This window comes from Paractinoplanes ovalisporus (genome assembly GCF_016834655.1).
Taxonomy (GTDB): Bacteria; Actinomycetota; Actinomycetes; order Mycobacteriales; family Micromonosporaceae; genus Actinoplanes; species Actinoplanes ovalisporus.
The window spans coordinates 1-25734 of sequence record NZ_JAENHP010000001.1 but is presented as its reverse complement, the minus strand read 5'-3'; the positions used below and the strand labels follow the sequence as shown (position 1 = coordinate 25734).

29 protein-coding genes are annotated in these 25734 nt (G+C 70.3%); 11 read left to right on the top strand and 18 right to left on the bottom strand.

The window, feature by feature from the left end; genetic code table 11:
- From hypF to JIG36_RS00105, 9 genes are read right to left on the bottom strand one after another with little or no spacing between them, the layout of a single operon-like run.
- Positions 1-2541, bottom strand: coding sequence for a carbamoyltransferase HypF (gene hypF / locus JIG36_RS00140; RefSeq protein ID WP_203373893.1), 2541 nt, complete (start codon positions 2539-2541; stop codon positions 1-3).
- Positions 2541-3005, bottom strand: coding sequence for a hydrogenase maturation protease (locus JIG36_RS00135; protein ID WP_203373892.1), 465 nt, complete (start codon positions 3003-3005; stop codon positions 2541-2543). Before JIG36_RS00135 ends, hypF begins: the two co-directional genes overlap by 1 nt.
- Positions 3002-3124 carry a DUF6893 family small protein gene (locus JIG36_RS53055; RefSeq protein WP_268919480.1) on the bottom strand — a complete coding sequence of 41 codons (123 nt, stop codon included), beginning with the start codon at positions 3122-3124 and terminating at the stop codon, positions 3002-3004. The genes JIG36_RS00135 and JIG36_RS53055 overlap by 4 nt, the downstream gene beginning before the upstream one ends.
- Complete coding sequence (locus JIG36_RS00130) at positions 3125-4330, bottom strand: hypothetical protein (RefSeq protein WP_203373891.1); 1206 nt, start codon at positions 4328-4330, stop codon at positions 3125-3127.
- A complete protein-coding gene (locus tag JIG36_RS00125) occupies positions 4327-4956 on the bottom strand; it encodes a DUF6084 family protein (protein ID WP_203373890.1) in 630 nt (209 codons plus the stop codon). The genes JIG36_RS00130 and JIG36_RS00125 overlap by 4 nt, the downstream gene beginning before the upstream one ends.
- The gene (locus tag JIG36_RS00120; RefSeq protein ID WP_203373889.1) at positions 4953-5525 is read right to left on the bottom strand and encodes a DUF5947 family protein; all 573 of its coding nucleotides are present in this window, start codon (positions 5523-5525) and stop codon (positions 4953-4955) included. The genes JIG36_RS00125 and JIG36_RS00120 overlap by 4 nt, the downstream gene beginning before the upstream one ends.
- Positions 5522-5977 carry a NifU-related iron-sulfur-binding protein gene (locus JIG36_RS00115; protein WP_203373888.1) on the bottom strand — a complete coding sequence of 152 codons (456 nt, stop codon included), beginning with the start codon at positions 5975-5977 and terminating at the stop codon, positions 5522-5524. Before JIG36_RS00115 ends, JIG36_RS00120 begins: the two co-directional genes overlap by 4 nt.
- Positions 5978-5980: 3 nt before the next feature.
- Positions 5981-7741 carry a nickel-dependent hydrogenase large subunit gene (locus tag JIG36_RS00110; RefSeq protein WP_203373887.1) on the bottom strand — a complete coding sequence of 587 codons (1761 nt, stop codon included), beginning with the start codon at positions 7739-7741 and terminating at the stop codon, positions 5981-5983.
- 12 nt (positions 7742-7753) lie between these two features.
- A complete protein-coding gene (locus tag JIG36_RS00105; RefSeq protein WP_203373886.1) occupies positions 7754-8794 on the bottom strand; it encodes an NADH-quinone oxidoreductase subunit B family protein in 1041 nt (346 codons plus the stop codon).
- Positions 8795-8948: 154 nt separating this feature from the next.
- Between JIG36_RS00105 and JIG36_RS00100 the strand changes: the two genes are divergently transcribed.
- On the top strand, positions 8949-9272 hold the full coding sequence (locus JIG36_RS00100) for a hydrogenase maturation nickel metallochaperone HypA/HybF (protein WP_203373885.1): 324 nt from the start codon (positions 8949-8951) through the stop codon (positions 9270-9272).
- Between the two features lie 4 nt (positions 9273-9276).
- Positions 9277-9930, top strand: a complete 654-nt coding sequence (gene hypB, locus JIG36_RS00095; RefSeq protein ID WP_203373884.1) for a hydrogenase nickel incorporation protein HypB — start codon at positions 9277-9279, stop codon at positions 9928-9930.
- On the opposite strand, the gene JIG36_RS00090 is transcribed toward hypB, so the two are convergent.
- The gene (locus JIG36_RS00090; protein WP_203373883.1) at positions 9920-10486 is read right to left on the bottom strand and encodes a hypothetical protein; all 567 of its coding nucleotides are present in this window, start codon (positions 10484-10486) and stop codon (positions 9920-9922) included. The two genes, hypB and JIG36_RS00090, sit on opposite strands and share 11 nt — an antisense overlap.
- A gap of 121 nt (positions 10487-10607) precedes the next feature.
- Positions 10608-11573: an NADH-quinone oxidoreductase subunit B family protein gene (locus JIG36_RS00085; RefSeq protein WP_203373882.1), complete on the bottom strand. Its 966-nt coding sequence runs from the start codon at positions 11571-11573 to the stop codon at positions 10608-10610.
- Positions 11574-11628: 55 nt separating this feature from the next.
- Here JIG36_RS00085 and JIG36_RS53810 point away from each other — a divergent pair, with 55 nt between their 5' ends.
- The 4 genes from JIG36_RS53810 to JIG36_RS00065 all read left to right on the top strand — a co-directional run bounded on the left by JIG36_RS53810 (position 11629) and on the right by JIG36_RS00065 (position 15271).
- The gene (locus tag JIG36_RS53810; RefSeq protein ID WP_203373881.1) at positions 11629-12102 is read left to right on the top strand and encodes a helix-turn-helix domain-containing protein; all 474 of its coding nucleotides are present in this window, start codon (positions 11629-11631) and stop codon (positions 12100-12102) included.
- Between the two features lie 458 nt (positions 12103-12560).
- Positions 12561-12893 carry a hypothetical protein gene (locus JIG36_RS00075; RefSeq protein WP_203373880.1) on the top strand — a complete coding sequence of 111 codons (333 nt, stop codon included), beginning with the start codon at positions 12561-12563 and terminating at the stop codon, positions 12891-12893.
- A 550-nt stretch (positions 12894-13443) separates the two neighbouring features.
- Positions 13444-14709 (top strand): M14 family metallopeptidase, encoded by a 1266-nt coding sequence (locus JIG36_RS00070; RefSeq protein ID WP_203373879.1) that lies wholly within the window; start codon positions 13444-13446, stop codon positions 14707-14709.
- A gap of 67 nt (positions 14710-14776) precedes the next feature.
- Positions 14777-15271 (top strand): YciI family protein, encoded by a 495-nt coding sequence (locus JIG36_RS00065; protein ID WP_203373878.1) that lies wholly within the window; start codon positions 14777-14779, stop codon positions 15269-15271.
- Here the strand turns inward: JIG36_RS00065 and JIG36_RS00060 are convergent.
- The 3 genes from JIG36_RS00060 to JIG36_RS00050 are packed head-to-tail and all read right to left on the bottom strand — an operon-like array spanning position 15268 to position 17056.
- Entirely contained in the window at positions 15268-16044 is a 777-nt protein-coding gene (locus JIG36_RS00060; RefSeq protein WP_203373877.1) for a class I SAM-dependent methyltransferase, read from the bottom strand. The two genes, JIG36_RS00065 and JIG36_RS00060, sit on opposite strands and share 4 nt — an antisense overlap.
- 20 nt (positions 16045-16064) lie before the next feature.
- Complete coding sequence (locus JIG36_RS00055; protein WP_203373876.1) at positions 16065-16526, bottom strand: VOC family protein; 462 nt, start codon at positions 16524-16526, stop codon at positions 16065-16067.
- Positions 16523-17056, bottom strand: coding sequence for a DinB family protein (locus tag JIG36_RS00050; RefSeq protein WP_203373875.1), 534 nt, complete (start codon positions 17054-17056; stop codon positions 16523-16525). Before JIG36_RS00050 ends, JIG36_RS00055 begins: the two co-directional genes overlap by 4 nt.
- 62 nt (positions 17057-17118) lie before the next feature.
- Between JIG36_RS00050 and JIG36_RS00045 the strand changes: the two genes are divergently transcribed.
- Positions 17119-18060: a helix-turn-helix transcriptional regulator gene (locus JIG36_RS00045; protein WP_203373874.1), complete on the top strand. Its 942-nt coding sequence runs from the start codon at positions 17119-17121 to the stop codon at positions 18058-18060.
- 67 nt (positions 18061-18127) lie between these two features.
- Entirely contained in the window at positions 18128-18874 is a 747-nt protein-coding gene (locus JIG36_RS00040) for a PIG-L deacetylase family protein (RefSeq protein WP_203373873.1), read from the top strand.
- A gap of 111 nt (positions 18875-18985) precedes the next feature.
- Here JIG36_RS00040 and JIG36_RS00035 read toward each other — a convergent pair whose 3' ends face one another.
- From JIG36_RS00035 to JIG36_RS00025, 3 genes are all read right to left on the bottom strand, one after another.
- Complete coding sequence (locus JIG36_RS00035) at positions 18986-19606, bottom strand: cupin domain-containing protein (RefSeq protein ID WP_203373872.1); 621 nt, start codon at positions 19604-19606, stop codon at positions 18986-18988.
- 687 nt (positions 19607-20293) lie between these two features.
- A complete protein-coding gene (locus JIG36_RS00030; protein WP_307872496.1) occupies positions 20294-21169 on the bottom strand; it encodes an aminoglycoside phosphotransferase family protein in 876 nt (291 codons plus the stop codon).
- Between the two features lie 156 nt (positions 21170-21325).
- A complete protein-coding gene (locus tag JIG36_RS00025) occupies positions 21326-21898 on the bottom strand; it encodes a TetR/AcrR family transcriptional regulator (protein ID WP_307872495.1) in 573 nt (190 codons plus the stop codon).
- A gap of 63 nt (positions 21899-21961) precedes the next feature.
- On the opposite strand from JIG36_RS00025, the gene JIG36_RS00020 reads away from it, so the two are divergent.
- Together JIG36_RS00020 and JIG36_RS00015 are read left to right on the top strand one after the other, a co-directional pair.
- On the top strand, positions 21962-22759 hold the full coding sequence (locus tag JIG36_RS00020; protein WP_203373871.1) for an SDR family NAD(P)-dependent oxidoreductase: 798 nt from the start codon (positions 21962-21964) through the stop codon (positions 22757-22759).
- A gap of 409 nt (positions 22760-23168) precedes the next feature.
- Positions 23169-23528, top strand: a complete 360-nt coding sequence (locus JIG36_RS00015; RefSeq protein ID WP_203373870.1) for an iron chaperone — start codon at positions 23169-23171, stop codon at positions 23526-23528.
- A gap of 2 nt (positions 23529-23530) precedes the next feature.
- On the opposite strand, the gene JIG36_RS00010 is transcribed toward JIG36_RS00015, so the two are convergent.
- The gene (locus tag JIG36_RS00010) at positions 23531-24328 is read right to left on the bottom strand and encodes a hypothetical protein (protein WP_203373869.1); all 798 of its coding nucleotides are present in this window, start codon (positions 24326-24328) and stop codon (positions 23531-23533) included.
- 477 nt (positions 24329-24805) lie between these two features.
- Between JIG36_RS00010 and JIG36_RS00005 the strand changes: the two genes are divergently transcribed.
- The gene (locus JIG36_RS00005) at positions 24806-25336 is read left to right on the top strand and encodes a DUF6518 family protein (protein ID WP_236045459.1); all 531 of its coding nucleotides are present in this window, start codon (positions 24806-24808) and stop codon (positions 25334-25336) included.
- Positions 25337-25734: the final 398 nt, after the last annotated feature.

The following is a 25734-nucleotide window of genomic DNA, read 5'->3' as shown; positions in this document are numbered from 1 at the left end:
CTATACCGATCCGATGGCGATCTGACCGAGCGCGATGCCGCCGTCGTTGGGCGGCAGCAACCTCGGCCGGAGCACCGTGAAGCCACGCTCGCCAAGCAACGGCTCGACGAGCCCGAGAAGCAGCGCGTTCTGGAACACCCCGCCGCCGAGCGCGACCACGTCGATCCCGTTGCGGGCGCGGCAATACTCGGCCAGCTCGGCGATGAGCGTGGCCACCGCCGCATGGAAGCGCGCCCCGATCACGGCCGCCGGCACTCCGCCCAGTACGTCGGACGCGATCCGGCGGATCATCGGGCCGGGTGAGGCGACGAGCGGTCCGTCGGCTTTCAGTTCCCATCCGTACGCACCCGCGCCCGCGTCCGGAGCGGTGCGTGAACCTCTTCCGTACGAATCCCCGAGCGCGCTCAACGCGGTACGCGACCGCCCTTCGAGGACCATGGCCGCCTCCGCCTCGTACTCGGCGATCTGACGCACCCCGGTCAGCGAGGCCACCGCGTCGAACAGGCGGCCCATGCTCGACGTCGGCACGCACCCGGCCCCGCTCGCGAACTGCCGCCCCAGCAGATCCCGTTCGTCGTCCGGGCAGGCCGCGACCGGCGGCAGCGCCGGATCCCACGGCACCCCGGCCGCGTGCAGGTGGGCCAGCGCCATCCGATAGGGCCGCCGCACACTGGCGTCCCCGCCGGCCAGCGGCACGTAGGCCAGGTGCGCCGCCCGCTCGTACGCCTTGTAGTCGCAGACCAGCACCTCACCGCCCCACACCGCGCCGTCCGGCCCGAATCCGGTGCCGTCGAACGCGATCCCGATGACCCGCTCGTCCGGGCCCAGGCCGTGTTCGGCCATCACCGAGGCGATGTGCGCGTGGTGGTGCTGCACCAGCCGCACCTCCGGATGCCGGCGCCGCGCCCACTGCGCCGACCGGTAGTCCGGATGCAGGTCGGCCACGACGACCCCGGGTTCCACCCCGGTCAGCGCCGACAGATGCTCGGCGGTGGCGCTCAGCGCGTTGATGGTGGCCAGGTCGTCCATGTCCCCGACGTGCTGGCTGATCCACGCGTACCGGCCGGCCGCCACCGCGCACGTGTTCTTGAGGTCGGCGCCGGCGGCCAGGATCGGCGCGACCTCGAACGGCAGCGCGACCGGCAGGGGCGCGTAACCCCGGGAGCGCCGGATCGGCAGACCGGGCCGGCTCACCGAGTCGTCGCAGGGCACCCGGATCGGCCGGTCGTGCGCCAGCCACGCGTCCGCGAGCGCCCCGAGCCGCTGCCGCGCCTCGGCATCGTCGTAGACGATCGGTTCGCCCGAGAGGTTGCCCGACGTCATCACGAGCACGTCCGGCCCCGGCGGGTCCCCGGGCAGCCCGAACAGCAGCAGGTGCACCGGGGTGTAGGGCAGCATCACGCCGAGGTCGGGGTTGTCCGGCGCGACCTCGTCGGCCAATCCCGCGCCAGGAAGGCGGGGCAGCAACACGATCGGACGGTGTACGCCACTGAGGAGCCGTTCCGCCGGGGTGTCGACCTCGACCAGTTTCCGCGCCACGGCCAGGTCGGCCGCCATCACCGCGAACGGTTTGCCGCCGCGCTGCTTGCGACGCCGCAGCCGGGCCACGGCGGCCGGGTTGCGGGCGTCACAGGCCAGGTGATAGCCGCCGAGCCCTTTCACGGCAACGATCCGCCCGGCCGCGAGGAGCTCGCGGGCCGCCCCGATCGGATCGCCGTCCAGCGTCGCGCCCGCGGCATCCACGAGCGAGAGCCGTGGCCCGCACGCGGGGCAGGCGATCGGCTGGGCGTGGAAGCGGCGGTCGGCCGGATCCGAGTATTCGGCCCGGCATGCGGCGCACATCGGGAATCCGGCCATGGTGGTGCGGTCCCGGTCGTACGGGAGGGAACTGATGATCGTGAATCGGGGCCCGCAGTTGGTGCAGGTGATGAACGGGTGCCGGTAGCGACGATCGGCCGGGTCGCGCAGTTCGCGGCGGCAGTCCTCGCAGATCGCCACGTCCGGCGAGGCGAGTGTGCGCGCCGGGACGCTGCCGCCGTGCGACTCCGAGATGGTGAAACCGGTGCCGCCCTGCACGGCCAGATCCGTGGCGGTCACCGCGACGACCATCGCGAGCGGGGGAGCGTCCGCGCGCAGCCGGCGCCCGTACTCGTCCACCGCCTCCGGGTCGCCCTCCACCTCGGCCACCACGCCCTCGCCGGTGTTGGCGACCGACCCGGTGAGCCCCAGCTCGGCCGCGGTCGCGTAGGCGAAGGGCCGGAACCCGACCCCCTGCACGAGCCCGGAAACGGTGTAGCGGCGGCGGATCCGGCGACCCCGACCGACCAGTTCGAGCCCGGCCATCGCGGTCCGGGCCCCCTCGGCGTCGATGACCTCGACCGCGAACCCGAGGTGGATCAGCACCCACGTGCCCGGGGCCGGCGGGGCGTCCAGCATGCCGATGTTGACCCGGCGGTTCGCCCCGGCCACGTCGACCGTCGCGAGCTGCCCGGCGAACCCGTCGAGAACCTCCACCACCTGACCGGGGATGCCGAGGCACATCAGGGCCTCCCCGCGCCGGCGTAGAGCGAGCGGACCGCTTCCATGGCCGCCGGGACCGCCGCCGACACCCGGGGCGACAGCCCGATGCCCTGGGCCGTCGAGGCGACCCCGCAGCCCACCACGTACGTCGGGGGCAGCGTCCCGCCGAGCCGCGTCACCGAGGCCAGCACCGCGACCGGGTTCATGCCGTGCGCGTCGAAGTCGCCCTCTCCGAGGTCGTCCGGCCCGACCGAGAGCACGACCACCTCGCCCGGCGCATGGGCGGGGCCGGGCAGCGCGTCCACGAGAACGAGCCGGTCGTAGCCGTCGAGCAGGTCGTAGGCCAGGTGCATGCCGCGGATGCCGTAGTCGGCCACCCGCACCCCCGGCGGCTGTTCCGAGGCGCCGAGCTGCCGGACGACCTCGGGCCCGAAGCCGTCGTCGCCCAGGAAGATGTTGCCGATTCCGGCCACCAGCACGTTCACATCGAACGGATCCTCAGGTAGCGCTGGATGTCGGGAATCGAGGCCAGCAGCAGGTTCGCCAGCCACACGAACACCAGGCCGGTCACCACGAGCGTCACGAAACCGATGAACTTCAGCATTCAGGTCCCCTCTCCGAGCGGTTCCAGCTCGCCGGGCGCGAAATAGAGGTAGCGGCCGTACCAGTCGTGCAGGTCGGCCGCCGGGTCGTCGACGAGCACGACGGCCACGTGTGTGTTGTCGTCCACATCGGACACCACGGCGGTGACCCGGGCGACCTGGCCGGCGAAGAAGATGTCCTGCGCGTCGGCCCGCCGCGACGGCCGGAGCCGGACCAGGCTGCCCTCGGCCACCGGGACCCCGTCGATCAGCAGCGAACTGTCGGCCGGGGCGTCGAGCCAGGCGCCGTGCAGCCGTTCCAGGTCACCGGGTTCGAGGTTGTCGCAGCGGTCGACGATCGCCCGGGCCCGCTCGTCGGTCGCGCGGGCCTCGGCCTTCTCGGCGTCCGTCATCGTCATCACCCGCAGCGTCAGGATCTCGTCGATCTCGGTGAGGTCGAACAGGTCACCGGGGCTCTGCGCGGCCACCGCGGGGTGGTCGTAGAGGATGATGGGCGCGCCCAGCAACAGGTCGTCCGGCCCGGCGAGCACGGGCCAGCAGCGGTCCTGGCGGCAGCGGGCGGCGGCGGCCGCGGCCCCGGGCGGCGGGTCGATCAGTGAGACGAACGTGCCGTCGCGCGCGGCCAGCAGCAGGTGGGCGCCGACCAGCGAGCGGCGGGCGGCCTCCTCCTTGCCGGTCACCACGCGCGGTTCGGTGTTGGCGACCGTGACCGTGAGGCGCAGCAGGTCGCCGTCCGGCTCGGCCGTCGTGCGCACCAGGGCGGTCAGTGGTTCGCGGCGGCGCACGATCCAGCCACCGTCGACCCGCTCCTCGTCCTCGCCGCCTGGCACGTCGACGTCGAAGGTCGCGGCCCACGGCGACAGCGTGATCTCGTGCTCGACCGCCTCGTCCCAGCTGACCAGCGTCCGCGACCCGGGTGCGAGCGACGGCACCGGATTGCGGGCCGCGTCCAGCAGTTGCCGGGCCTGCACCTGGAGGAAGCGCAGATGCAGGGTCACGGCCGGGGGCCGTACGGGGGAAGCAAGCAGGCATTGCAGCGAGAGTGAGGGAGGCTCGGCGCAGGCCGATGGCGCCGCCGCCGGCGGGCCGAGGACGCCGAACTGCCAGCGGGACCGGTTCTTGACGGCGCTCGCGCGGTAGGGATAGAGCAGGTAGCCCTCGTAGAGGACGGCGTCGGCGACCGCCCGGGCGGCGGCGAGCGCGCTCACGGCTCGGTCCCCAGCAGACGCCGCAGGGTCTCGTCCCAGCTGATCAGGTCGTGCCGCGCGCGGTAGGCGGCGAGGTCGTCGAGCACGTCGGCGCTCACCCGCAGCCAGCCGCTGTCGGGGAAGTACAGCGCCATCATGTCGCGCCACACCTGCGCCGGCATCGCGTGGCGGGCCTCGCAGGCCCAGGGCACCTGCTCGACCTCAAAACCGGTGCGGCCGCGCAGAAAGATGGTGCCGGAGAACAGGAAGTCCAGCGGCACGTCCCCGGCGTCGAGCGCGTGCAGGAAACGGGTGCCGATGACGTCCAGGTCGTAGGTGCACGGCAGCGCCAGGTCGACCTCGGTCCCGCCGGTGAAACCCTGCACGGTGGTGTTCGTCTGCATCCACTGGAACGGTTTGAGCGTTTCGGCCCACCGGCTGCGCTCACCGAACAATCCGCGCAGCGCGTCCTGTTCGTTCTCGTCGTATCGGCGGCGCTGGGGCTCGATGCGCACCTGGCAGCGCAGCGCGATTGCGTGCACGCGCTCCCCGGTGGTCTCCGCGATGCGCAAACGCGCAGTAAGTTGCGGGGCGACGGCGTAGGGCTCGGCGGACACGTCGAGCACCTCGAAGACGTACGCGGTCATTTTCCGCGCCCGACTTTTCCGGCCAGCCGCGTGAAGAACTCGTCGACCGCGTCGCGCGCCTCCTGGCCGCCGTCGAAACCGCGCCACACCGTACGCAGCCGCCCGGTCAGCTCGTAGCAGGCGTCGATCGGGGCAAGGTAGGCGTCCCGGCCCTGCCGCACGAGTAACGCCTCGACGTCGGGGCGCAGCTGGGCGAAGGCCGGGTCGTCGGCCGCGATGTCCAGTTCGGACTCGGTGGCGCCGGCCGGGCCGGGATAGAGGGCGACGATGCGGTCGCGGGCCGAGTTGCGGAACAGGAACACCAGCCCGACCGGGATCTGCTGGTCGTCCAGCGCCGGCGGGTCGACGGCCAGCACACGGTCGGGGACGGCCCGGTAACGCTGGTGCGCGTTGTCGTCGGCGAACAGCAGCCAGCACGGCCGGCAGGCGCACATGAGCTGCCGCGACTGCAGGTCGACCAGGTGCTGATGGTCCGGGGCGACCCGCTCCGCGCACATGTCGCAGCGCTCTTCGGCCGGGCTTTTCTCGGCGCGGACGATGCGGCGCAACGTGTTCAGGGGTGAGGTCACGACGAGCCGCCTACGCGGGAGAACAGCGACGACACGGGGATGACCGGCGGCGGCTGCTCGGTCTCGATGCGGGTCACCTCGGGGGCGACCGCTTCCACGGTCTGTTGCAGGCCGTGCGGCGGGTGCCCGGCCGGAAGCCGCAACCGGCACACCCCGTCGGCCGTCACCTCGACCACCTCCACGCCCGTGCCCTCGAGGGCGGCCGTGATGCGGGTCTTCGCGTCGTACGGGTGCAGGCCGTGCACCAGCAGCAGCCCGGTCACCAGGTCGTCGCCGGCCAGCGCGGCCGCCACCTCGTCGGTCAGCGCGCCCTGCTCGTGCAGCACCTCCAGGATCCGTTCCAGCCCGGCGCCGTAGAGGTCGGCCACGACCCGGACCAGTTCCTCGGCCGAGTCGCCGACGGCGAGCGCGTCGATGCGCCGGGCGGCGGACCGCCAGTCGTACGGGCCCACGGATCACTCGATCCCGGCGGACTGGGTGGGCGAGTGCAGCAGGTCGAGTTTCTTCCCGCCGCCCAGATACATGTGCACGCCGCACGGCAGGCAGGGGTCGAAGCTGCGGACCGTACGCATGATGTCGATGCCCTTGAAGTGCTCCCGGTCGTTCTCCTCGAAGATGGGCTGGCCCTGGACGGCGTCCTCGTACGGGCCCGGGGTTCCGTAGCTGTCGCGCGGGTTCGCGTTCCAGGGCGTCGGCGGGTACGGGTGGTAGTTGGCGATCTTCCCGTCGCGGATCACCATGTGGTGCGACAGGACACCCCGGACGGCCTCGGTGAACCCGCACCCGATGCCCTCGTCCGGCACCTCGAACGACTCCCACGTCCTGGTGCGGCCGGCCCGGATCTCGGCCAGGGCCTTCTCGGCGAAGTGGAGCGCGCAGGCCGCCGCGTACGCCTGGAAGTAGGTCCGCGCCCGGTTGCGCTCGATCGTGTTGCTCCAGCGCGGGATCTTCCACTCGAACTCGACCGGGCCCTTGAGCGCGGTCTTGGGCAGATTGATCTTCACGCTGCTCCCGGTCGACTTCACGTAGCCGATGTCGACCAGCCCCGCCAGAGCGGTCGACCAGAGCCGGGCCAGCGGGCCGCCGCCGGTGTCCAGGGCCAGGTAGTTCTTCCCGTCGTACCAGCGCGGCGACATGACCCAGCTGTAGTTGCCGTCCAGGTCGCGTTTCTGTGGTTTCGGGTTGGTGTGCTGGTTCCACGGATGGCGCCGGTCGACCTCGTTGCCGAGCGGGTCGCGGGTCACGAACATCTCCTGCTCGGTCCAGTCGTCGTAGTAGGACGAGCCGAGCAGGATCCGGATGCCCAGGTTGATCTCGACCAGGTCGGTGGTGACGAGCTTGCCGTCGACGACGATGCCCGGGGTCACGTACATCCGGCGGCCCCAGTCGGTCATGTCGGCGTACTTGAAGTTGCACACCTCCGGGTCCTGGAACGACCCCCAGCAGCCGAGCAGCACGCGCCGGTTACCGACCTCCTCGTAGCCGGGCAGTGCCTCGTAGAAGAAGTCGAACAGGTCGTCGTGCATGGGCACGACCTTCTTCATGAACTCGACGTAGCGCATGAGCCGGGTCAGGTAGTCGGTCATCAGCTGGATCGTCGCGACCGTGCCGACCCCGCCCGGATAGAGCGTGGAGGGGTGCACATGGCGGCCCTCCATGAGGCAGAACATCTCGCGGGTCATCCGGCTCACCTGCAGCGCCTCGCGGTAGAACTCGCCGGTGAACGGGTTGAGCGAGCGCATGATGTCGCCGATGCTCTTGTAGCCGTGCTCGCCGGCGTGCGGCGCTTCGGTGCGGTTGGCCCGTTCGAGCACCCCGGGGTTGGTCTCGGCGACCATCTTCTCGCAGTAGTCCACCCCGACCAGGTTCTCCTGGAAGATGTTGTGGTCGAACATGTACTCGGCCGCCTCGCCGAGGTTGACGATCCACTCACCCAGGTGCGGCGGCTTCACCCCGTACGCCATGTTCTGCGCGTAACAGGAGCAGGTGGCGTGGTTGTCGCCGCAGATGCCGCAGATCCGGCTCGTGATGAAGTGCGCGTCGCGCGGGTCCTTGCCCTTCATGAAGATCGAGTAGCCGCGGAAGATCGAGCTGGTGCTCTTGCACTCGGCCACGACCTTGCCGGCGAAATCGATCTTGGTGTAGATGCCGAGGCTGCCGACGATCCGGGTGATCGGGTCCCAGGCCATGTCGACGAGTTCGGTGGTGCCGGTCATGGTCGTCCTCCCTCACCAGGTCCGGGTCGCGCCGGTGGTCAGTTCCTTGCCCGGCCGCCGCCACTTCGGCTCCCGGTCCAGGGTGTGCGTGGTGATCCCGCGCAGCCGCTTCACCGTGGTGCCGTACCAGCCGACCGCGGTCGTGGAGAGCTTCCCGCCCGGCGGCTCGTCCATGAACGGCATGAACTTGTCGGGGAAGCCCGGCATGGTGCAGCCGATGCAGATGCCGCCCACGTTGGGACAGCCGCCCACACCGTTGAGCCAGCCCCGCTTGGGTACGTTGCACATCACGACCGGACCCCAGCAGCCCAGCTTGACGATGCACTTCGGCGAGCCGTACTCGTCGGCGAAGTCGGCCTGCTCGTAATAGCCGGCCCGGTCGCAGCCCTCGTGCACCGTCGAGCCGAACAGCCACCGCGGCCGCAACTGGTCGTCCAGCGGGATCATCGGGGCCTGACCGGTGGCCTGGTAGAGCAGGTAGGTCAGCGTCTCGGACAGGTTGTCGGGCTGGATCGGGCACCCCGGCACGCACACGATCGGGATCCCCGCGTGCGACTTCCACTCCCACCCCAGATAGTCGGGCACTCCCATGGCGCCGGTCGGGTTCCCGGCCATCGCGTGGATTCCCCCGTACGTCGCACAGGTCCCCACCGCGACCACAGCGAGCGCCTTGCGGGCCAGCCGGTCCACCCAGTCACTGGTCGTGCGCGGCTGCCCGGTCACCGGGTCGTTGCCGAACCCGCTCCAGTAGCCGTCGTCGTGCAGCAGCTCGTTCGGGATCGACCCCTCGACGATCAGCACGAACGGCTCCAGCTCACCCCGCTCGGCCTTGAAGAACCACTCGAGGAAGTCGTCGGCGCCGCCGGTCGGCCCGCACTCGAAGTCGATCAGCGGCCAGTGCACGGCGATCCGGGGCAGGCCGGGCAACGCCCCCAGCGCGATCTCTTCGATGCTGGGCTGGGTGGCCGCGGTCAGCGCGACCGAGTCGCCGTCACAGCTCAGCCCCGCGTTGATCCAGAGAACGTGGATCAGGGGGTCGCCGGCATCGGACATGACAGACCCGCTTTCCGGGGCCAGGGACCCCTTGCGCAGTCAGGGTCAAGGCTCGGCCCGGAGTGTGAGACAGCTAACAGATTGGACCTCGGTGTGTAATGATGTCAATCCGTTCCGTGCCTTCGTACCCACATGTGTCTCATGGGGACATACCGTGCATGAGCTGGCAATTGCCCAGAGCGTCGTCGAGGCCGTGTGCACCCGCGCCGGCGACCGGCGGGTACACCGCGTGACTCTCCGGATCGGCGCCCTGACCGCGGTCGTCCCCGAGGCGATGAGCTTCAGCTTCGACCTCGCCACCGAGGGGACCCTGGCCGCCGGAGCCCGGCTCGAGATGGTCGCGGTGCCGGCGGCCGGGCAGTGCCGCACGTGCGGACACCACGGTCCGATCCACGGACTGCTGTGCCCCTGCGGCAGCGCCGACGTCGACGTGACCGCCGGACGGGAACTCCAGATCGTCTCGATGGAGGTGAGCTGACCCGATGTGTGCGACCTGCGGATGCGGGCATCCCCACGAAGAGATCACCCTCGAGCAGAAAGTGCTCGCGCGCAACGACCACCTGGCCGCGCACAACCGGGACTGGTTCGCGTCACGTTCGCTGCGCGTGATCAACCTGATGAGCTCGCCCGGGTCGGGCAAGACCACCCTGCTCGAACGCACCCTGCGGACCTTCCCCGGGCCGGCCGCCGTGATCGAGGGCGATCAGGAGACGGCCCTGGACGCCGACCGGATCCGCGCCACCGGCGTCCCCGCCGTGCAGGTCAACACCGGCGCCGGCTGTCACCTCGACGCCGCGATGGTGCGCGACGCCGTGGAACGCCTCGACCCGGTCCCCGGCTCCTGGCTGTTCGTCGAGAACGTGGGCAACCTGGTCTGCCCGGCCCTGTTCGACCTGGGGGAGGCGGCCCGGGTCGTGGTCGTCTCGGTCACCGAGGGCACCGACAAGCCGCTGAAGTATCCGGCCATGTTCGCCGCCGCGGATCTGGTCGTGGTGAACAAGCTGGACCTGTTGCCGTACGTCGACTTCGACCTCGACCTCTGCCGGAAATACCTGGGCCCGCGGGAGGTGCTGGCGCTCTCGGCGACCCGGGGCGACGGGGTGGACGCCTGGCTGGACTGGTTGCTCACGAAGTGACACTCACTCTCCGGCGTTCCCACGCCGTGTGGACGGTCCGCAGCACCCGGTCGGCGCGCAGATAACTGGCGATGGCCGCGGTGACCTCGAACAGGTTTTCCGCGCCGGTGACGACAACCGGCAGGCTGCCGTGGTCGAGCAGGCATTCGACGGTGGCCGCGTCCCGCAGCAGGTTGCCGGGGCGGGTGGTCAGCCCGACCACGTCGTGCCGGGGCAGGCGGAGGCGCAGGTGTCGGACCACGGTGTCCCGCACCTCCGGCCTGCCCGTTCCGAGGACAACCAGCAACTCGTCCTCGGCGGCCAGCGGCGCAAGGCGGTCCGCCGCTGCTGTGAGGCACTCGTCCTCGTGGAGGGCGGCGACGGTCATCGTCGACCGGGCCGGTTCCGCCCACCACTGCGCCTCGGGTTCGCGGACGACCAGGGTGGTTCCGGCGCGGCCGCCCTTCACCCCCGCGCTGCCGGCCTTCGCACCCGCGCTGCCTTCCCGCTTGCTGCCGCCACAGCTGACGGGAATCTCGGTGAGCGTCCGTCGCGCCCACAGTTTTCGCCAGATCACGGGATCCACCTCGTCGGTTCGCTGGTTGTTCCGGCCCACACGTTGCTACCGGCGGCCACCACCGCACCAGACCCACTGTTGTCGGACACATCTGTCCACCCCGTCCGGGCGATGTCGGACGTCAACCCCCGGCGATCCGCAGCGTGAACCCGCGCAGCGTCCGCACCAGCGGCGCGTACTCCGGTTCGACGGCCGGCGCCTCCATGAACGGCATGAACTTGTCCGGGAACCCCGGCATCGTGCAGCCGATACAGATGCCGCCCACGTTCGGGCAGCCACCCACCCCGTTGATCCACCCTCGTTTGGCCACGTTGCACCGCACCACCTGACCCCAGCAACCGACCTTGACCAGGCAGTTCGAGGTGCCGTACGACGAAGCGAAGTCACTCGAGTCGTAATAGGAGGCGCGGTCACACCCCTCGTGCACGGTGTGCCCGAACAGCCAGGTCGGCCGCAGCGCCTCGTCCAGTTCCATCGCGGGCGCCTGCCCGCCGACCTGGTAGAGCAGCTGAAGAATGGTCTCGGCCAGATTGTCCGGGTGGGTCGGGCAGCCCGGCACACAGACAATCGGAAGCCCCGCCTTCGACCGCCACCGCGCGCCGAGAAAATCGGGCACGCCCATGGCGCCGGTCGGGTTCCCGGCCATCGCGTGGATTCCCCCGTACGCGGCACAGGTGCCGACCGCCATGACCGCGGTGGCCTTGGGAGCGAGCCGGCCCAGCCACTCGGTAGCCGTGATCGGCTGCCCCGTCCGCGGATCGTTGCCGAACCCGCTCCAATACCCGGCGTCCTTGTTGCCCTCATCCGGCACGGAACCTTCGACGATCAGGATGAACGGGTCGAGCTCCCCCCGGTCGGCCCGGTGGAACCACTGGATGAACCCGTCCCGCGCGTGCTCGGGCCCACTGTCGAAGTCGAAATAGGGCCAGTGCAAAGCCACCGGCGGTAATCCCGGCAGCGCCCCCGCCACGATCTCCTCGATGCTGGGCTGGGTGGCCGCGGTCAACGCCACCGACTCGCCGTCGCAGCTGAGCCCGCCGTTCATCCAGAGAATGTGGAGAACGTCCGGTTCTTCTGCAGGCGACATCGGCCGATGGTAGCGCCGTACAGTGACTGTCCCGTCACCCGATAGGCTGCCGGACGTGCCCGAGCACGTGGAGATACGTCCTCTGGAGATCGTGACGCGAGCCTTCCCGGCCCGCCCGTCCGCCCTGCCCGACGTCCGGGACTTCGTACGCCGCCACCTGAGCGACCGTCCCGTGTCGGACGATGATGTGCGGGTGCTGGGGGAGAGGGTGGCGGGGGTGCTGCTCTCGGGCGCCGGCTCGGCCGGGGTCATCGAGGTCTCGCTGCGCATCTTGCCGTCCTCGGCCGAGGTGGACGTGGTGTTCGTACCGGCTACGGCGCCGGCGCCGCCGCCGTTGGTGTCGGGGCAGACGTTTGCGGCTTGGCTTACTGATCGGTTGCGGGCTGAAGGTCTGACCATTGAGGCTGCTGCTCGGCGGTTGGAGGTTTCCACCAAGACGATCAGTCGGTGGATGGCGGGGGTTACTGAGCCTCGGTTGCGGGATCTTGTTCGGATTCGGGCTTCGTTTGGGGAGCCGCCATTTCATTAGGATCGGTTTGTTGCCGCGGCTTGCCAGGCGTGCGGCGTCGTGGTCCTGCTGACTGCCGCCCCTTGCGGTGAGTGCATGGCTGGGCGGCTTGCCAGGCGTGCGGCGTCGTAGTCCCGCTGTCTGCCGCCCCTTCAGCTGGGTGCGTGGTTGCGCGGCTCGCCAGGCGCGCGGCGTCGTGGCTGGGCTTGTTGCCGCCGCTTGCGCTCGGTTTGTGGTTGCGCGCTTGCCAGGCGGCCGCCGTCGTGGTCGGGCTTGCTGCGGCCGCTCGCGCTTTGCTGGTGGTTGCGTGGCTTGCCAGGCGTGCGGCGTCGTGGTCCGGGTTGCTGCGGCCGCTTGCGGTGAGGAGTCCATTCTCTTTCTGAAAACAGTTTATCAATGACCCGGTGGTGATGGGTTGATCGACATATTTTGGCATGATCGAACGGTGCTTGAGTGGCGGTCGTGCGGGATAATTAAGCATGCGCCAGCTTCAATTGTTCACCTCATCCGAACTCGCCAAAATGCGCGACCGGACGAAGCGTCGCAACTATTCTGAGGCGGGTGAGGAGTTTCGCCGCGAGCACGAACGGCACCGCGCCTGGGGTCTTGCTCAGCGCCACGCCGCGCGCCTGCGTTACCTGCGCAACCTCGACCGCGATCGCCCCAGTGACCGGCCGACGGCAAGTGGTGCGCCCGCGAGCCCGCGCGAGGCGTCGCCGGAACTGCCCGCTGACCAGCAACGGCGCGCGGAGGCGGCAGACCCGATCGTGAACCGGGACGCTGACCCGGCGAGTCGTGAAGTCTCGGCGTAGCCTTCCGCGAACGCAGAGCAAACCGCAGCGGGGCCAGGCGCAGCCGCAGCCGCGCCCGTCAGCCAGTTGCCGAGCCCCACTCAATCAAGCATTCCCCGCGACGGTTCCAGGAGTTCCGAAACCGTCACCGACCCAAGCGGCGAAGCCAACAGAAAGGAACCTCGCAGGCACCCGGAGGCTGGTTATGTTCCGCGCCGCTCCCGTCTGACGGAATGGCCGTGCGCCCCGCGAAACAATAGCGGCAAGAAACGGCAGCATGAAATCTCCCGCAATCCAAGAGACGGCATCGGCCCGCCCCCAACAAAGCGTGCGCGGCGGCACCCACCTTGACCACGACGACGGCCGCCTGGGACGCCGCGCAACCATGCACGCAGCCGAAGGGGCGGCAGTCAGCGGGACCACGACGCCGCGCGCCCGGCAAGCCACGACCGAAGCAGGCCGACCGACTATCACTCCGGAAAGAGGTAGTCATTGGCATGACCGAATAGATTGCCATCAATGCAGCGCAATGGTGGGGTGGTGGACATCTTCCCCCACCTGGAGGTCGTTCATGAGACGACGACGTACCGCTGTGGCCGCCCTGACCGTCGCCATGCTGGGCGCGTTGATCGCCGGGGTCCCGGCCGATGCGGCGCCGACCGTGAGCACCGAACCGGCGCAGTACGAGATCTACGACGTACGGAATCAGGGGCAGCGCAACCAGATTGCCCGCACCGGCGTTGCCATCGACAGTGTTGAGCATGCCGTGGTGACCGTGACTGCCACGCCGCAAGAGGTGCGGGCCCTTCAGCGGCAGGGCTTCACCGTGCAGCCCGTGCTCTCCACCTTCGACTTTCCGCCGTCGGACGCTCCTTACCACAACTACAGCGAGCTGATCACCGAGGTCAACCGGGTCGTGGCCGCCTATCCGGCTATCGCCAGCAAGCGGGTGCTCGGGAAGACGTACGAGGGACGCGACATCGTCGCTGTGAAGATCTCGGACAATGTCGGCACCGATGAGAACGAGCCGGAAGTGCTCTACGACGCCAACCACCACGCTCGGGAGCACCTGACCGTCGAGATGGCGGTCTACCTGCTCAACCTGTACACCGGCAACTATGCGGGGGACAGCCGGATCCGCTCCATCGTGAACAGCCGCGAGATCTGGATCATCCCGTCGGTCAACCCGGACGGCTCCGAATACGACGTTGCTACCGGCAGCTACCGGTCATGGCGTAAGAACCGGCAGCCCAACAGCGGATCGTCGAACGTCGGCACCGACCTGAACCGCAACTACGGCTACCGCTGGGGCTGCTGCGGTGGCTCGTCGGGCAGCACGTCCTCGGCGACGTACCGTGGGCCCTCGGCCTTCTCGGCGCCGGAGACGCGTGCGGTGCGGGACTTCGTGAACAGCCGGGTGGTGGGTGGCAAGCAGCAGATCCGGGCCGCGATGGACTTCCACACGTACTCGGAACTGGTTCTCTGGCCGTTCGGGCACACCACCGCGAACACCACCACCGGCATGACGACCGACGACTACAACACGTTCTCGACGTTCGGCCGGCAGATGGCCGCCACCAACAACTACACGCCGGAGCAGTCGTCCGACCTGTACATCACCGACGGTGACCTGCTGGACTGGCTGTGGGGCACGCACAAGATCTTCGCCTACACGTTCGAGATGTACCCGCGGTCGGCGTCGGGTGGTGGCTTCTATCCGCCGGCCAGCGTCATCACCCGTGAGACGACCCGCAACCGGGAGGCCGCGCTGCTTCTGGCCGAGGTGGCAGACTGCCCGTACAAAGTGATCGGCAAGCAGACCACGTACTGTTCCTGACCGTTCTTGTTGCTGCCGCCCGGTGCCTGGCACACCGGGCGGCCGCGCGTGTCCGACAGAGGTATACGTGCAGTTCTTTGTGTACGGCCGGGACAAGCCCGGCTCGCTCGGTCTCAAGATGAAGCTCACCGAGGAGCACTGGGGGTTCCTCGACGAGTACGCGGACCGTCTCATCGCCCGCGGGCCGACGCTCGACGAGCACGGCGACCCCACCGGCAGCCTGCACATCGCCGACCTGCCCGACGTGGAGGCGGCGCGCGTGTTCGCCTATGAGGAGCCGTACTACCGGGGCGGCGTCTTCGAGTCGGTGATGCTGTGCCGCTACGTCAACCTGCTGCGTCGCACGGTCACCCCGAGCGGCACCGGCTTCCTGGTCATCGCCGGCGGCAACACTCCGATAACCTCCAAACACCTCATTGCGTACGGGGAACTCTTCGCCCTGGACGGCGCCGCCCACCTGGGCCGGGCCGCCCTGCTGGAAGCCCCGTCGCTCGAAGCCGCCACCCATTCAGCCCCGGCGGGCGCGTCGGTCTACCCGTGGCGGGTCGGCGGCCGCCGCTAGTCCTCGCCTCGCTGCCCCAGGCGCAGCACGGTGAGGTAGCGGCGGGTGACCCGGTCGCCCAGGCGGGTGCGGATGCGTTCGGCCACCGCGTCGAGCAGCGGCTCCCGGACGTCGGCGGGCAGGCTGCGGTACGGCGACAGGGTGCGCAGATGATCGGCAAAGCCCGCGCCGTCGAACTCCTGGGCCGTCGGATACCAGCGGACGATCGCCGGCCCGAAACGGGGGTCGAGCGACTGGTCGGAGCCGCGGGCCTCCTCCTCCAGCGGCGGGTGCCCCCAGACCGGGTTGCCGGGGGAGTAGCGCTCGTGCAGGTCGGCCGTCTCGGCGTAGTTCTCGGGCTCGCCCTCCCGGCGGACCACCACGTGACCCAGCAGGGCCAGCCAGCCGCCGGGGCGCAACACGTCGTACGCCTTGCGCCAGCCGACGGCCGGGTCGACCCAGTGCCACGAGGAGGCGGCCACCACCGCGTCGAAGCCCCCGGCGCCGGCCTGCCACTCCTCGAAGGTCGTGTTCAGCACGTCAACGTCGGGCAGCTGCTTGCGGGCCAGCGCGGCGGCCAGGTCGGGGCCGGGTTCCAGCGCCGTCACCGCGCAGCCGAGCCTCGCCAGCGACCGCGTCGCCTGGCCGGTGCCCGCCCCGACCTCGACCACCTTCGCGCCGGCGCCCAGACCGGTGATCGCCGACAGGTCGTCGAACAGGGCGTCGGGGTAGCCGGGGCGGGCCCGCTCGTACAGTTCCGGAACGTCGTTGAACACCAGACCGAGATTCGCCATGGCCCCATCGTGCCGAACGGTCAGTCCAGGCAGAACTCATTTCCCTCGGGGTCGTTCATCACGATGAACCCGAAACTCATCGGGGGAGCGGGCTCGGACCGGCTGATCCGCTTGGCGCCGAGGCCCACCAGGCGGTCGCACTCCTTCTCGAGGGCGGCCATCCGGTCGTCGCCGTCGAGACCGGGCGCCGCCCGGACGTCCAGATGCAGCCGGTTCTTGGCGACCTTGTCCTCCGGCACCTGCTGGAAGAAGATGCGCGGGCCCGTACCGTCCGGGTCTTCCAGGGCCGACGCGGCGTTGCGGCGCTCCATCGGCACGTTGTTGCGTTCGAGAAACTCGTCCCACGCGTCCAGGGGGTCGGTGCCCGGTTCCACCGTGACCCCGGGCGGGCCGGGATGCACGTAGCCGAGGGCGTCGCGCCAAAAGGTGGACAGCATCTTCGGGTCGTGCGCGTCAAAAGTGACCTGGATCGTACGGCTCATCGGGTGGCTCCCCTCAGGTAGAGGTCGCGCAGCAGGGCGACCTCGGACAGGTGGTGGATCAGTTCACGGTGGATGTGCAGAACGAGCGTCGCCATCGGCGCGTCCGGGTAGGGTTCGGCGGGCCCGCACGGGCGGCGCAGCCCATCCTCGCCGAGGGCGCGCACCCCCGCCATCCACAGGTCGAGCTGTTCTTCGAGCTGTTTGCGGGCGAGGGCGGCGTTTCCCGCGTACGGCCAATCCTCGTACGACGCCGGCGCCGCGCCGAAGTGGGCGGCGTTGCGCACGGCCAGCACGCCCACGATGACGTGCCCGAGCCGCCACGCGATCGTCGTCACGGGCGCCGGATCGGGCTGCGGGAAAGCGAAGTCGATCGTCCAGTCCGCGCCCCGCGGCCGTACGTTCCACGCGCCGGGCACGGGCTCCCAGAAGTACTCGTCGTCGGTCAGCCCCTCCAACCGCTCCCGCACCTGGTTGTCCCAGTGCCATTCCCACTGCTCACGCAGCGTCCGGTTCCAGTCGAATCGGTCCATGACCCCACCCTCGCACGGAAGGAGGACAGGATCGGTCCGCAATGTCTGGAAGAGTGATCCGCATGGAGGACATGGGGACCACCGAGCGGGTGCTCGCCCTGCTCGGGCTGCTCCAGCAGCGCCGCGTCTGGACCGGACCCGAGCTCGCTGAGCGGCTCGGGGTCACCACCCGGACGGTCCGGCGCGACGTCGAACGCCTGCGTGTCCTCGGCTATCCCGTGCACGCCGGCCAGGGTGTCGGCGGCGGCTACCAGCTCGGCCCCGGCCAGGATCTGCCGCCGCTGCTGTTCGACGACGAGGAGGCCATCGCGACCGCGGTCGCCCTGCTGGCCGGGGCCGAGTCGGGTGACGCCGCGCTGCGGGCGCTGACCAAGCTCGACCGGGTGCTGCCCACTCGGTTGCGGCACGAGATGCGGGCGCTGGCCGGTTCGGTCTCGTCCTTAGGCGCGGCCGGGCGGCCACCCGTGGAGTCCGAGGCGTTGATGACGCTGGCGCGGGCCTGCCGCGACGAGGTTGAGGTCGGTTTCGTCTACAAGGGGCAGGAGCGGCGGATCGAGCCGTACCGCCTGGTCGCCTCGGACCGGCGGTGGTACCTGCTGGCGTACGACCTGGGGCGCGACGATTGGCGGACGTTCCGGCTCGACCGCATGTCAGATATTTCCGTACGGACGTGGCGGTTCCGTCCGCGGGAGGCGCCGGACGCGGCCTCGTACGTGCAGGAGAGCGTGTCCAGCCGCGTCTACCGCTACCAGGCCCGGTTCGTCGTGCACGCGCCTTTCGACACGGTCCGCGCCCAGATTCCGGCGACCGCGGCCGTCGTACGTCCCCTGGCCGGCGACACGTGCGAGGTGACCAGTGGGGCGGGCAGTCTCGACTTCATCCTCATGCACATCGTGCTGCTCGGTCACGACTTCGAGGTGGTGGAGCCGCCCGAGCTGCGCGACCGCTGCGATGTGCTGGCGCGTCGGCTCGGTCGGGCGGCACTTTCCCCCGTACGGGAATGAGCTTCGCTTCACCCCGTACGGAATGAGCCTCGCGCTCTGCCGCCCCGGCCGGCGCATGATGGGACGCATGACCGATGACGTTCAGTGGCAGCCGCTCGACGAAGACTGGAAGCGTGCCCTCGCGATCGTGGCGCACCCCGACGACCTGGAGTTCGGCGCCGCCGCGGCGATCGCCCGCTGGACCGCCCAGGGCAAAGAAGTGATCTACGTGCTGCTCACCAGCGGCGAGGCCGGCATCGACGGCATCGACCCCGCCGAGGCCGGCCCCCTGCGCGAACAGGAGCAACGCGCCTCGGCCGCGATCGTCGGCGTGTCCCAGGTCGAGTTCCTGGGCCAGCCCGACGGCGTGCTCGAGGGCGGGGTGCCGTTGCGGGAGATCCTGGCCCGCTCGATCCGTACGCACCGTCCCGAGATCGTCATCACGAACAACTTCCGCGACAGCTGGGACCGCGAGGGCACGGCCCTCAACATGGCCGACCACATCGTGACCGGCCGCTCGGTGCTGGACGCGGTCCGCGACGCCGCCAACCGCTGGGTGTTCCGCGACCAGGGCCTGGAGAAGTGGGGCGGCGTCCGTCAGGTGTGGGCCGCCGGTTCGCCGCTGTCCCGCCACGGCGTGGACGTCACCGACACGTTCGCGCTCGGGGTGCGTTCGCTGGAGGCTCATGACGCCTATTTGCGCGGCCTGAACTGGGGTGGCCCCGACGGCTCCGGTTTCGATGCCGAGGAGTTCCTGGAGGGCTTCTCCCGCCAGGCCGGCAGTCGGCTGGGCGTCAAGTATGCGGCCGGTTTCGAGGTGTTCACCGTCGGCTAGCGTCGGCCTGTTCCGCTTCCGCTTCGGCCTGTTCCGCTCCCGCTTCGGCCTGTTCCGCTCCCGCTTCGGCCTGTTCCGCTCCCGCTTCGGCCCGTTCCGCTCCCGCTTTCGCTAGTAGCTCAGCTCCAGCACGAACCACTCACCGGGCCCGGTCAGCGTGACCGGCCCACCCGGGTGGAACGCGACGCCCCCGTCCCGCTCGAGCTCGGCGATGACGTGCGGCCGGTCTCCAAGGTCGAGCTTGCGGGCGTCCCCCTCCTCAACAGCGACCGTCCACACCGACGCGTGCGGGTGCAGAATCACCGGAAGCCGCCCGTCAGCGGTAGCCGGCCCCGGACGCTCCCCTTCGACGCTACGATCCCCGACCCCGATGTCGACCGGTTCTGGAAGGTTCTCCCCCAGGTCTTTGAGCTCAACCAGCCGGTTCTGATAAAACCGCTCTCCGATGTTGGTAAGCCGGTGCACAGGCGACAGCGGCCGATAGACGGACCCGCCGCGATACTCGTTCAAGAACCGCGGTTCGCTGCCGTCGAGCCAGTCCATGCGAGCTTCCGACCCCGAGATCGACAACACCACGTACGGGTTGTGGTGCAGATGCCAGGGGTGGTTCTCGCCGGCTCGAAGCGCGACGTCCCAGACCCGTACGACATCGTTGTCGAGAAGCACCGTCTGCCCGACGTCATCCAGCACAACCGCGTCACCGGCCGGGGAGTGCACAACTTGACCCTTCACGCCCCAACCCCACCATCCGCCCAGATCAATGTCAAAACCCCAGCTCCACCCGGCCGCCACCCTCCGCACGGTTATCCACAGCCGGCGGTCTGTCCACAGGCCACCCCTCGATCACCCGCAAAGATCGCCTTTCCCCGCCATAATTGGCCGTGGGCGGAGGCCCCCTGGTAGGGCGGGTAGTGGGATAGGAGTCGCTACCCGGACCGTTCACCTCGACCGCCTCCTACGGCCCGACGAGCTCGCGTGCCCAGTTCGTCGGGGGGCTTACGTGGGGCTCGACCACGGTGCCATGGAGCCGGGCTGGGGCCCGTAAACGGGGAGAGCGCGTGGCTCGAGTGCGGTGCGGGGCTGGGCTTGCAGTCGAGAGGGTGCGTGTCTACCTGAATGCCGTGTCGCGTGCTGGGGGTCTCCGGGCGCGTGTTGCCTGAGTGCCGTGTCGCGTCCTGGGGGCCTCCGGGCGTGCGTTGCCTGAATGCCGTGTCGCGTGCTGGGGGTCCCCGGGCGCGTGTTGCCTGAGTGCCGTGTCGCGCCGCGCGGCCGCCCCGACATCTTCCCCAGCTGCCCCTGTGCCGGGGGGTGGATCTTCAAGGGGTGCGTTGACTGAGTGCCAGGTCTCGGTGTCGGGGGCTGGAGCGTTCAGTCGAATGGGGAGCGTGCGTGGGGCGATGGCTGGGGCCTGCGGGTGTTTCAGGCGGCGAGGACTCGGGACAGGGTTCGCAGGCCCAGCTGGGCCATCGGTGGGTTGGTGCGGGCGTAGTACCAGGGGAGGCCCATCGCCTGGGCGAAGGCCCACGCCCGGCCGCGTTGCCACTCCGCGTTGCTGTGCGGCAGGGCGTCGCGCAAGGCCTGGCGTGGGGCGGCGTCCAGCAGGTGCCAGGCGCTCACCAGGTCGAGCGCGGGGTCGGCGGGGGCCAGGCCGCCCACGTCGAGGACACCGGTCAGGCGGCCGTTGGTGACCAGGACGTTGCCGGGGATCAGGTCTCCGTGGGTCATGGTGTCTGGTGTGTCGCCGCGGGGGAGGGTGCGTAGCTCGGACCAGAGGCTGCGCAGGGCGGGGACGTCCAGCATGGACTCGCTCTCGCGGAAACACGTCTCCAGCCACTCGTCCTGGGACTTCAGGTCGCCGCCGCGGCCGGGGCCGGTGAACGTGCGGCCGTGGGTGGGCATGGCGCGTACGGAGGAAATGAACTCGGCCAGGTCGCCGGCGAAAGCGTCACCCAGGGGCTCGTCGGTGACGGTCGCGCCGGGTAGCCAGGTCTGGACCGACCACGGCGAAGGGTAACCGGCGCCGGGATCACCGAGGGCTATCGGCTCGGGCGTGGCGAAGCGGGTCCGTCCGAAGAGTTCGGCGGCGGCTGCGGCCTCGCGTTCCAGCCAGGCGCGGGCGTCGGCACGGAGTTGGAGCGGGAAGCGGGCGGTGTACGCGTCGCCCAGGCGGAAGATGGCGTTGACGGTGCCCTGGGTCGCCAGCTCGCGGACGGGCAGGTCGCGCCACTCGGGAAACTGGGCGTCGACCAGCGCGCGAACCATGTCCGGCGTGATCACCAGCTGATCCGCGTGCACTACACGGTCTCCCGTCCGAAGCCTGATGTTCCGTCCAGCCGGTCGGCGTGCATCAAGACGGTCTCCCGTCCGAAGCCTGATGTTTCGTCCAGCCGGTCGACGTGCATCACAACGGCCTCCCGTACGACGTCGGTTGCTTCCACCGGTTGGTGTGCACTACCGAGCTTCCCGTACGGCGGTGAACGCCTCCTCGAGCAGGTCGGCCAAGGGGATGGCGCCTCGGGCCCGGGTCCACTGCTCGCCCGCGGCGTCGAGGCAGGCCACGGCGCTGGCGATGATCGCGATGGCGGGGAGGTCGGCTTCGGTGGCGAGGCGGCGCTTGACCTCGGGCAGCAGGTCGGACTGCCACTGCAGGTGTTTTTCGAGGCTGCGGGCGCGCAACGACGGGGTCCCGTACATCATCTCGGAGATCTTGAGGAGCCGCGCGGGGTCGCCGGTCTCGTTCTCGATCTGCTTCAGGATGGCCAGCAGCGCGGTCCATACGGGCTCGTCGTCGGGGCGGGCGGCCAGCGCGGCGGCCGCTCGAGGGCCCTCGTCGGCCATGTGGAACAGGACGATGTCTTCCTTCGTCCCGAAATAGCGGAACAGGGACCGCCGGGAGATGCCGGCCGCCGCGGCGATGTCGTCGAACGTCGTCGCCTCGAAGCCCTTGTCGAGGAACAGGTCCATGGCCACCGCGATGACCTCGGTGATGGCGGCCTGCCGGGATCGGCTCCACAGAGTGCTCACCCGTGCAGTATGCCATGAGGTGCCTGATTGACACTTAGTGCCAGACAGGCCTACCGTGACAGCATGAAGCCGATCGACTATCGCACCCAGACCGTTCTCGTCACCGGCGCCAGTTCGGGCATCGGTGCCGAGTTCGCCCGACGGCTCGCTGCCCGCGGCGCCAACCTCGTTCTTGTCGCGCGGCGCCTCGACCGCCTGAACGCTCTGGCCGAGGAACTGACCAGCACGTACGGCGTGAGGGCGCACACGATCGCCGCCGACCTCACCACGCCGGAGGTCGGCGCCGTGCTCGACAAGGAGCTGGCCGACCGCGGCGTGAAGATCACGAGCATCGTCAACAACGCCGGATTCGCGACCCACGGTCCGTTCCGTGAGGAGGACCCGGCGCGGCTGCGGGCCGAGATCGCGGTCGACGTGACGAGCGTGGTCGACATCAGCCGTACGTTCATCGACCGTCTTGACGGCTTCCTCATCAACGTGGCCAGCGTCGCCGCGTATCAGGCCAACCCCACGATGGCCGTCTACGGCGCGACCAAGGCGTTCGTGCTGAGTTTCACCGAGGCCCTCTGGTACGAATCGCGTGGCACCGGGCTGCGCGTGTTCGCCCTGTCGCCCGGCGCCACCCAGACCGAGTTCTTCGACGTGGCCGGCAGCAGCGCCGACGGTGGTTCCCGCCGCATGACTCCCGCGCAGGTGGTCGACACGGCGTTCAGCGCGCTGTCACGACGTAACCCGCCACCCAGCGTGGTCGTCGGACGCGCCAACCGCTTCGCCGTGGCCGCGAGCCGGGTCCTGCTCAGCCGCCGCCGGTCCACCACCCTGATCGGTTCGATGATGCGCCGCTCGACCGCGGCGGCCTGACCGGCGTCCGGTGGTTGCGGAGCGACGGACCGGGGTGGGCCAGACCGACGTCCGGTGGCCGCGGAGCGACGGTCCCGGGTGGGCCTGACCGGCGTCTGGTGGCCGCGGAGTGACGGTCCCGGGTGGGCCTGACCGGCGTCTGGTGGCCGCGGAGTGACGGTCCGGGGTGTGGGCCTGACCGACGTCCGGTGGTTGCGGAGCGACGGTCCCGGGTGGGCCTGACCGGCGTCCGGTGGCCGCGGAGCGACGGTCCCGGGTGGGCCTGACCGGCGTTTGGTGGTTGCGGAGTCACGGTCCGGGTCGACATGGCCGGCGTCTACCGGGTATGCGCCCGCGTCGACGGCGCGGGTGGGCCTGACTGGCGTCCGGTGGCTGCGGAACGGCCGCCCGCGCGGGCAGGATGACAAGCATGGGTGAGGTCACGGACTACATCGCCGGAGTCGGCGAGCCGTCGCGGGCGATGCTCGAACGGCTCCGGGAACGCGTTGTCTCTCTGGTGCCCGACGCCGAAGAGGGGCGGAGCTACGGCATGGCCGCCCACCGGTACCGCGGCAAGCCACTGATCAGCGTCGTGGCGGCCAAGCACGGCAACTCGGTGTTCCCGTTCAGCGCCGACGTCGTCGCGGCGGTGGTGGCGGGACTCGACGGGTACGAGTCGACCAAGGGCGGAATCAAGTTCAGCGACGCCCAGCCGCTGCCCGACGACGCGTTCGACGGTCTCGTGACTGGCCGCCGCGACGAGATCGACGCCGGTCCGAAGAAGCGTTAGGTCTACAGCTCGTTGCAGGTGTTGCGGACGTCGTTGATGAGCTGGGCCACCCGGTCGACGTTGAACGTGACGTAGGCCTGCTGCACCTGTTGTGCCTGGGCCGCCAGCACCCGGTACTTCGCGTCACCCTGGCCTGCCGCCTGCGCGAGCGCGATGGCGCCGCCGACCTGGTAGGTGGTGAGCTCGGTGACGGTCTCGGGCTGCCACGAGTCGGGCACCCGCTCGAACACGCCGCACGCGGCCGCGGCGTCGTCGGAGGCGTCGCTGCCGCTGCTTCCGACGAACGAACTGGCCGCCCAGAAAATGCCGACGACCAGGGCTCCGACGAGAGCCCCGGCGCCACCGGCGAGCAGGATCGTCCGCGAGCCGCCCGTGGCCGGTGGCGGTGTTTCGGCTTGCGCGGCCTCCGGAGCGGGAACCGTGACCTGCTCCTGCCACGGCGTCTCGTCAGCGGGCTGTGCCGGTGGACCCCAGACCTCCCGAGCGGGCTCGACGACGTTCGGCGGTGGGACATGAGCGGGCTCAACGGCGTTCGACGGCGCACCCGCGCCCGGTGTGTCGGCCTGGAGCGGCGCACCCGCGCCCGGCGTGTCGGCGTGGGGCGATGCACCCGCGCCCGGCGTGTCGGCCCGGAGCGGCGCACCCGCTCCCGGCGTGTCGAGCTGGGGCGACGCACCCGCGCCCGGCGTGTCCAGCGCAGACGGCCGGTCGGAGCTCGGCGTGCCGGAACCCGGCGTGTCCTGATGAGGCGGCGGGACCGGAGCGGGCTGAGACTGCTCGGGCGGCTGCGGCGTCGTCATAGCCCGCAAGAATTCCATATCGCGCCGAACCAGGTCACTCCGCCACCGGAATCCGTTTCGTGTTCACTGGTCCCGGCGTGGCGCGGGTCCACGCGAGGGGGAGGCAAAGTGGCCGCGGTTCTGCTGCCGGCGGTGGCGCTCGGGTTCTTCGCCTTCCTGGCCGACCTGATCGACGGCCCCGCCGGCCAGGTCATGATCGCGCTGACCAGCAGTGGCTTCGCGTGGGGCCTGGCTGCGTTCCTGACGGGCCGAGCGACCAGCCGTGCGACCAGCCGTGCGGTCGGGCAAGCGGCCGGTGGAGTGACCGGGCAAGGGGCCGGTGGAGCGACTGGGCAAGGGGCCGGTGGAGCGACTGGGCAAGGGGCCGGTGGAGCGACTGGGCAAGGGGCCGGTGGAGCGACTGGGCAAGGGGCCGGTGGAGCGACTGGGCAAGCGGCCGGAGGAGCGACTAGGCAAGCGACCGAGCGAGCGACTGACGTGCGGTCCGAAGAGAGAGGCGCGCGGCCGGCGATGCTGCGGGCCACCGCGGTGCTGGCGGTCGCGACCCTCGTCTACTACGGGTTGGTGCTGGTCGGGACGAAGCGCTGGCTTGCGGGCGGCGCCGCCGACGGCCTGCGCGACGTCGCGTTCATGACCGGGGTGTGGCTGGTCGCTTCGCTCGTCGCCGGTCCGGTGTTCGGATACTTGGGACACCTCGTCCGGACGGCTCCCGCCATGAGCGCGGCCGTGGCGCTGGGCCTGGCCTGTGGCCTGCTCGCCAGCGAGGGCTGGTCTTCCGTCCAGGTTCCGCCGTGGCGGCTGCTCGCGCTGACCGACCCGTTCGCCAACGGTTACGTCGCCGCCCAGGCCGTACGGATCCAGCTCCCGCTCTTGGTCCTGGTCTGGCTGGCCACCGCCCACCGTCTTTGGCGTGCCTGGCCCTGCCTTCTGGGCGCCGCCGTCGTCGCGGGCTCGGTGGGCGTCCTGGCCTGGCGCCTGCTCGGCCGCGTCGCCCTGATGGCGGGATGAGATCGGGTGGTTGTGGTGGCGGGGCGACGGGTGGCTGTGGTGGCGCGCTGAGGCCGGGCGGTCGTGGTGGCGAGACGACGGCCGGCCGTGATGGCGCGACGAGGTCGGGTGGTTGTGGTGGCGGGGCGACGGCCGGCCGTGATGGCGCGACGAGGTCGGGTGGTTGTGGTGGCGCGACGAGGTGGGGTGGTTGTGGTGGCGGGGCGACGGGTGGCTGTGGTGGCGCGCTGAGGCCGGGCGGTCGTGGTGGCGAGACGACGGCTGGCCGTGGTGGCGCGACGAGGTCGGGTGGTTGTGGTGGCGGGGCGACGGCCGGCCGTGATGGCGCGACGAGGTCGGGTGGTTGTGGTGGCGCGACGAGGTGGGGTGGTTGTGGTGGCGGGGCGACGGGTGGCTGT

Excerpts from the sequence above, each read along its gene's own strand:
- hypF (WP_203373893.1), bottom strand. The coding sequence starts at position 2,541 with ATGTGCCTCGGCATCCCCGGTCAGGTGGTGGAGGTTCTCGACGGGTTC.
- JIG36_RS53055 (WP_268919480.1), bottom strand. The coding sequence starts at position 3,124 with ATGCTGAAGTTCATCGGTTTCGTGACGCTCGTGGTGACCGGCCTGGTG.
- JIG36_RS00125 (WP_203373890.1), bottom strand. The coding sequence starts at position 4,956 with ATGACCGCGTACGTCTTCGAGGTGCTCGACGTGTCCGCCGAGCCCTAC.
- JIG36_RS00110 (WP_203373887.1), bottom strand. The coding sequence starts at position 7,741 with ATGACCGGCACCACCGAACTCGTCGACATGGCCTGGGACCCGATCACC.
- JIG36_RS00105 (WP_203373886.1), bottom strand. The coding sequence starts at position 8,794 with ATGTCCGATGCCGGCGACCCCCTGATCCACGTTCTCTGGATCAACGCG.
- hypB (WP_203373884.1), top strand. The coding sequence starts at position 9,277 with ATGTGTGCGACCTGCGGATGCGGGCATCCCCACGAAGAGATCACCCTC.
- JIG36_RS00085 (WP_203373882.1), bottom strand. The coding sequence starts at position 11,573 with ATGTCGCCTGCAGAAGAACCGGACGTTCTCCACATTCTCTGGATGAAC.
- JIG36_RS00075 (WP_203373880.1), top strand. The coding sequence starts at position 12,561 with ATGCGCCAGCTTCAATTGTTCACCTCATCCGAACTCGCCAAAATGCGC.
- JIG36_RS00070 (WP_203373879.1), top strand. The coding sequence starts at position 13,444 with ATGAGACGACGACGTACCGCTGTGGCCGCCCTGACCGTCGCCATGCTG.
- JIG36_RS00060 (WP_203373877.1), bottom strand. The coding sequence starts at position 16,044 with ATGGCGAATCTCGGTCTGGTGTTCAACGACGTTCCGGAACTGTACGAG.
- JIG36_RS00055 (WP_203373876.1), bottom strand. The coding sequence starts at position 16,526 with ATGAGCCGTACGATCCAGGTCACTTTTGACGCGCACGACCCGAAGATG.
- JIG36_RS00050 (WP_203373875.1), bottom strand. The coding sequence starts at position 17,056 with ATGGACCGATTCGACTGGAACCGGACGCTGCGTGAGCAGTGGGAATGG.
- JIG36_RS00045 (WP_203373874.1), top strand. The coding sequence starts at position 17,119 with ATGGAGGACATGGGGACCACCGAGCGGGTGCTCGCCCTGCTCGGGCTG.
- JIG36_RS00040 (WP_203373873.1), top strand. The coding sequence starts at position 18,128 with ATGACCGATGACGTTCAGTGGCAGCCGCTCGACGAAGACTGGAAGCGT.
- JIG36_RS00020 (WP_203373871.1), top strand. The coding sequence starts at position 21,962 with ATGAAGCCGATCGACTATCGCACCCAGACCGTTCTCGTCACCGGCGCC.
- JIG36_RS00015 (WP_203373870.1), top strand. The coding sequence starts at position 23,169 with ATGGGTGAGGTCACGGACTACATCGCCGGAGTCGGCGAGCCGTCGCGG.
- JIG36_RS00010 (WP_203373869.1), bottom strand. The coding sequence starts at position 24,328 with ATGACGACGCCGCAGCCGCCCGAGCAGTCTCAGCCCGCTCCGGTCCCG.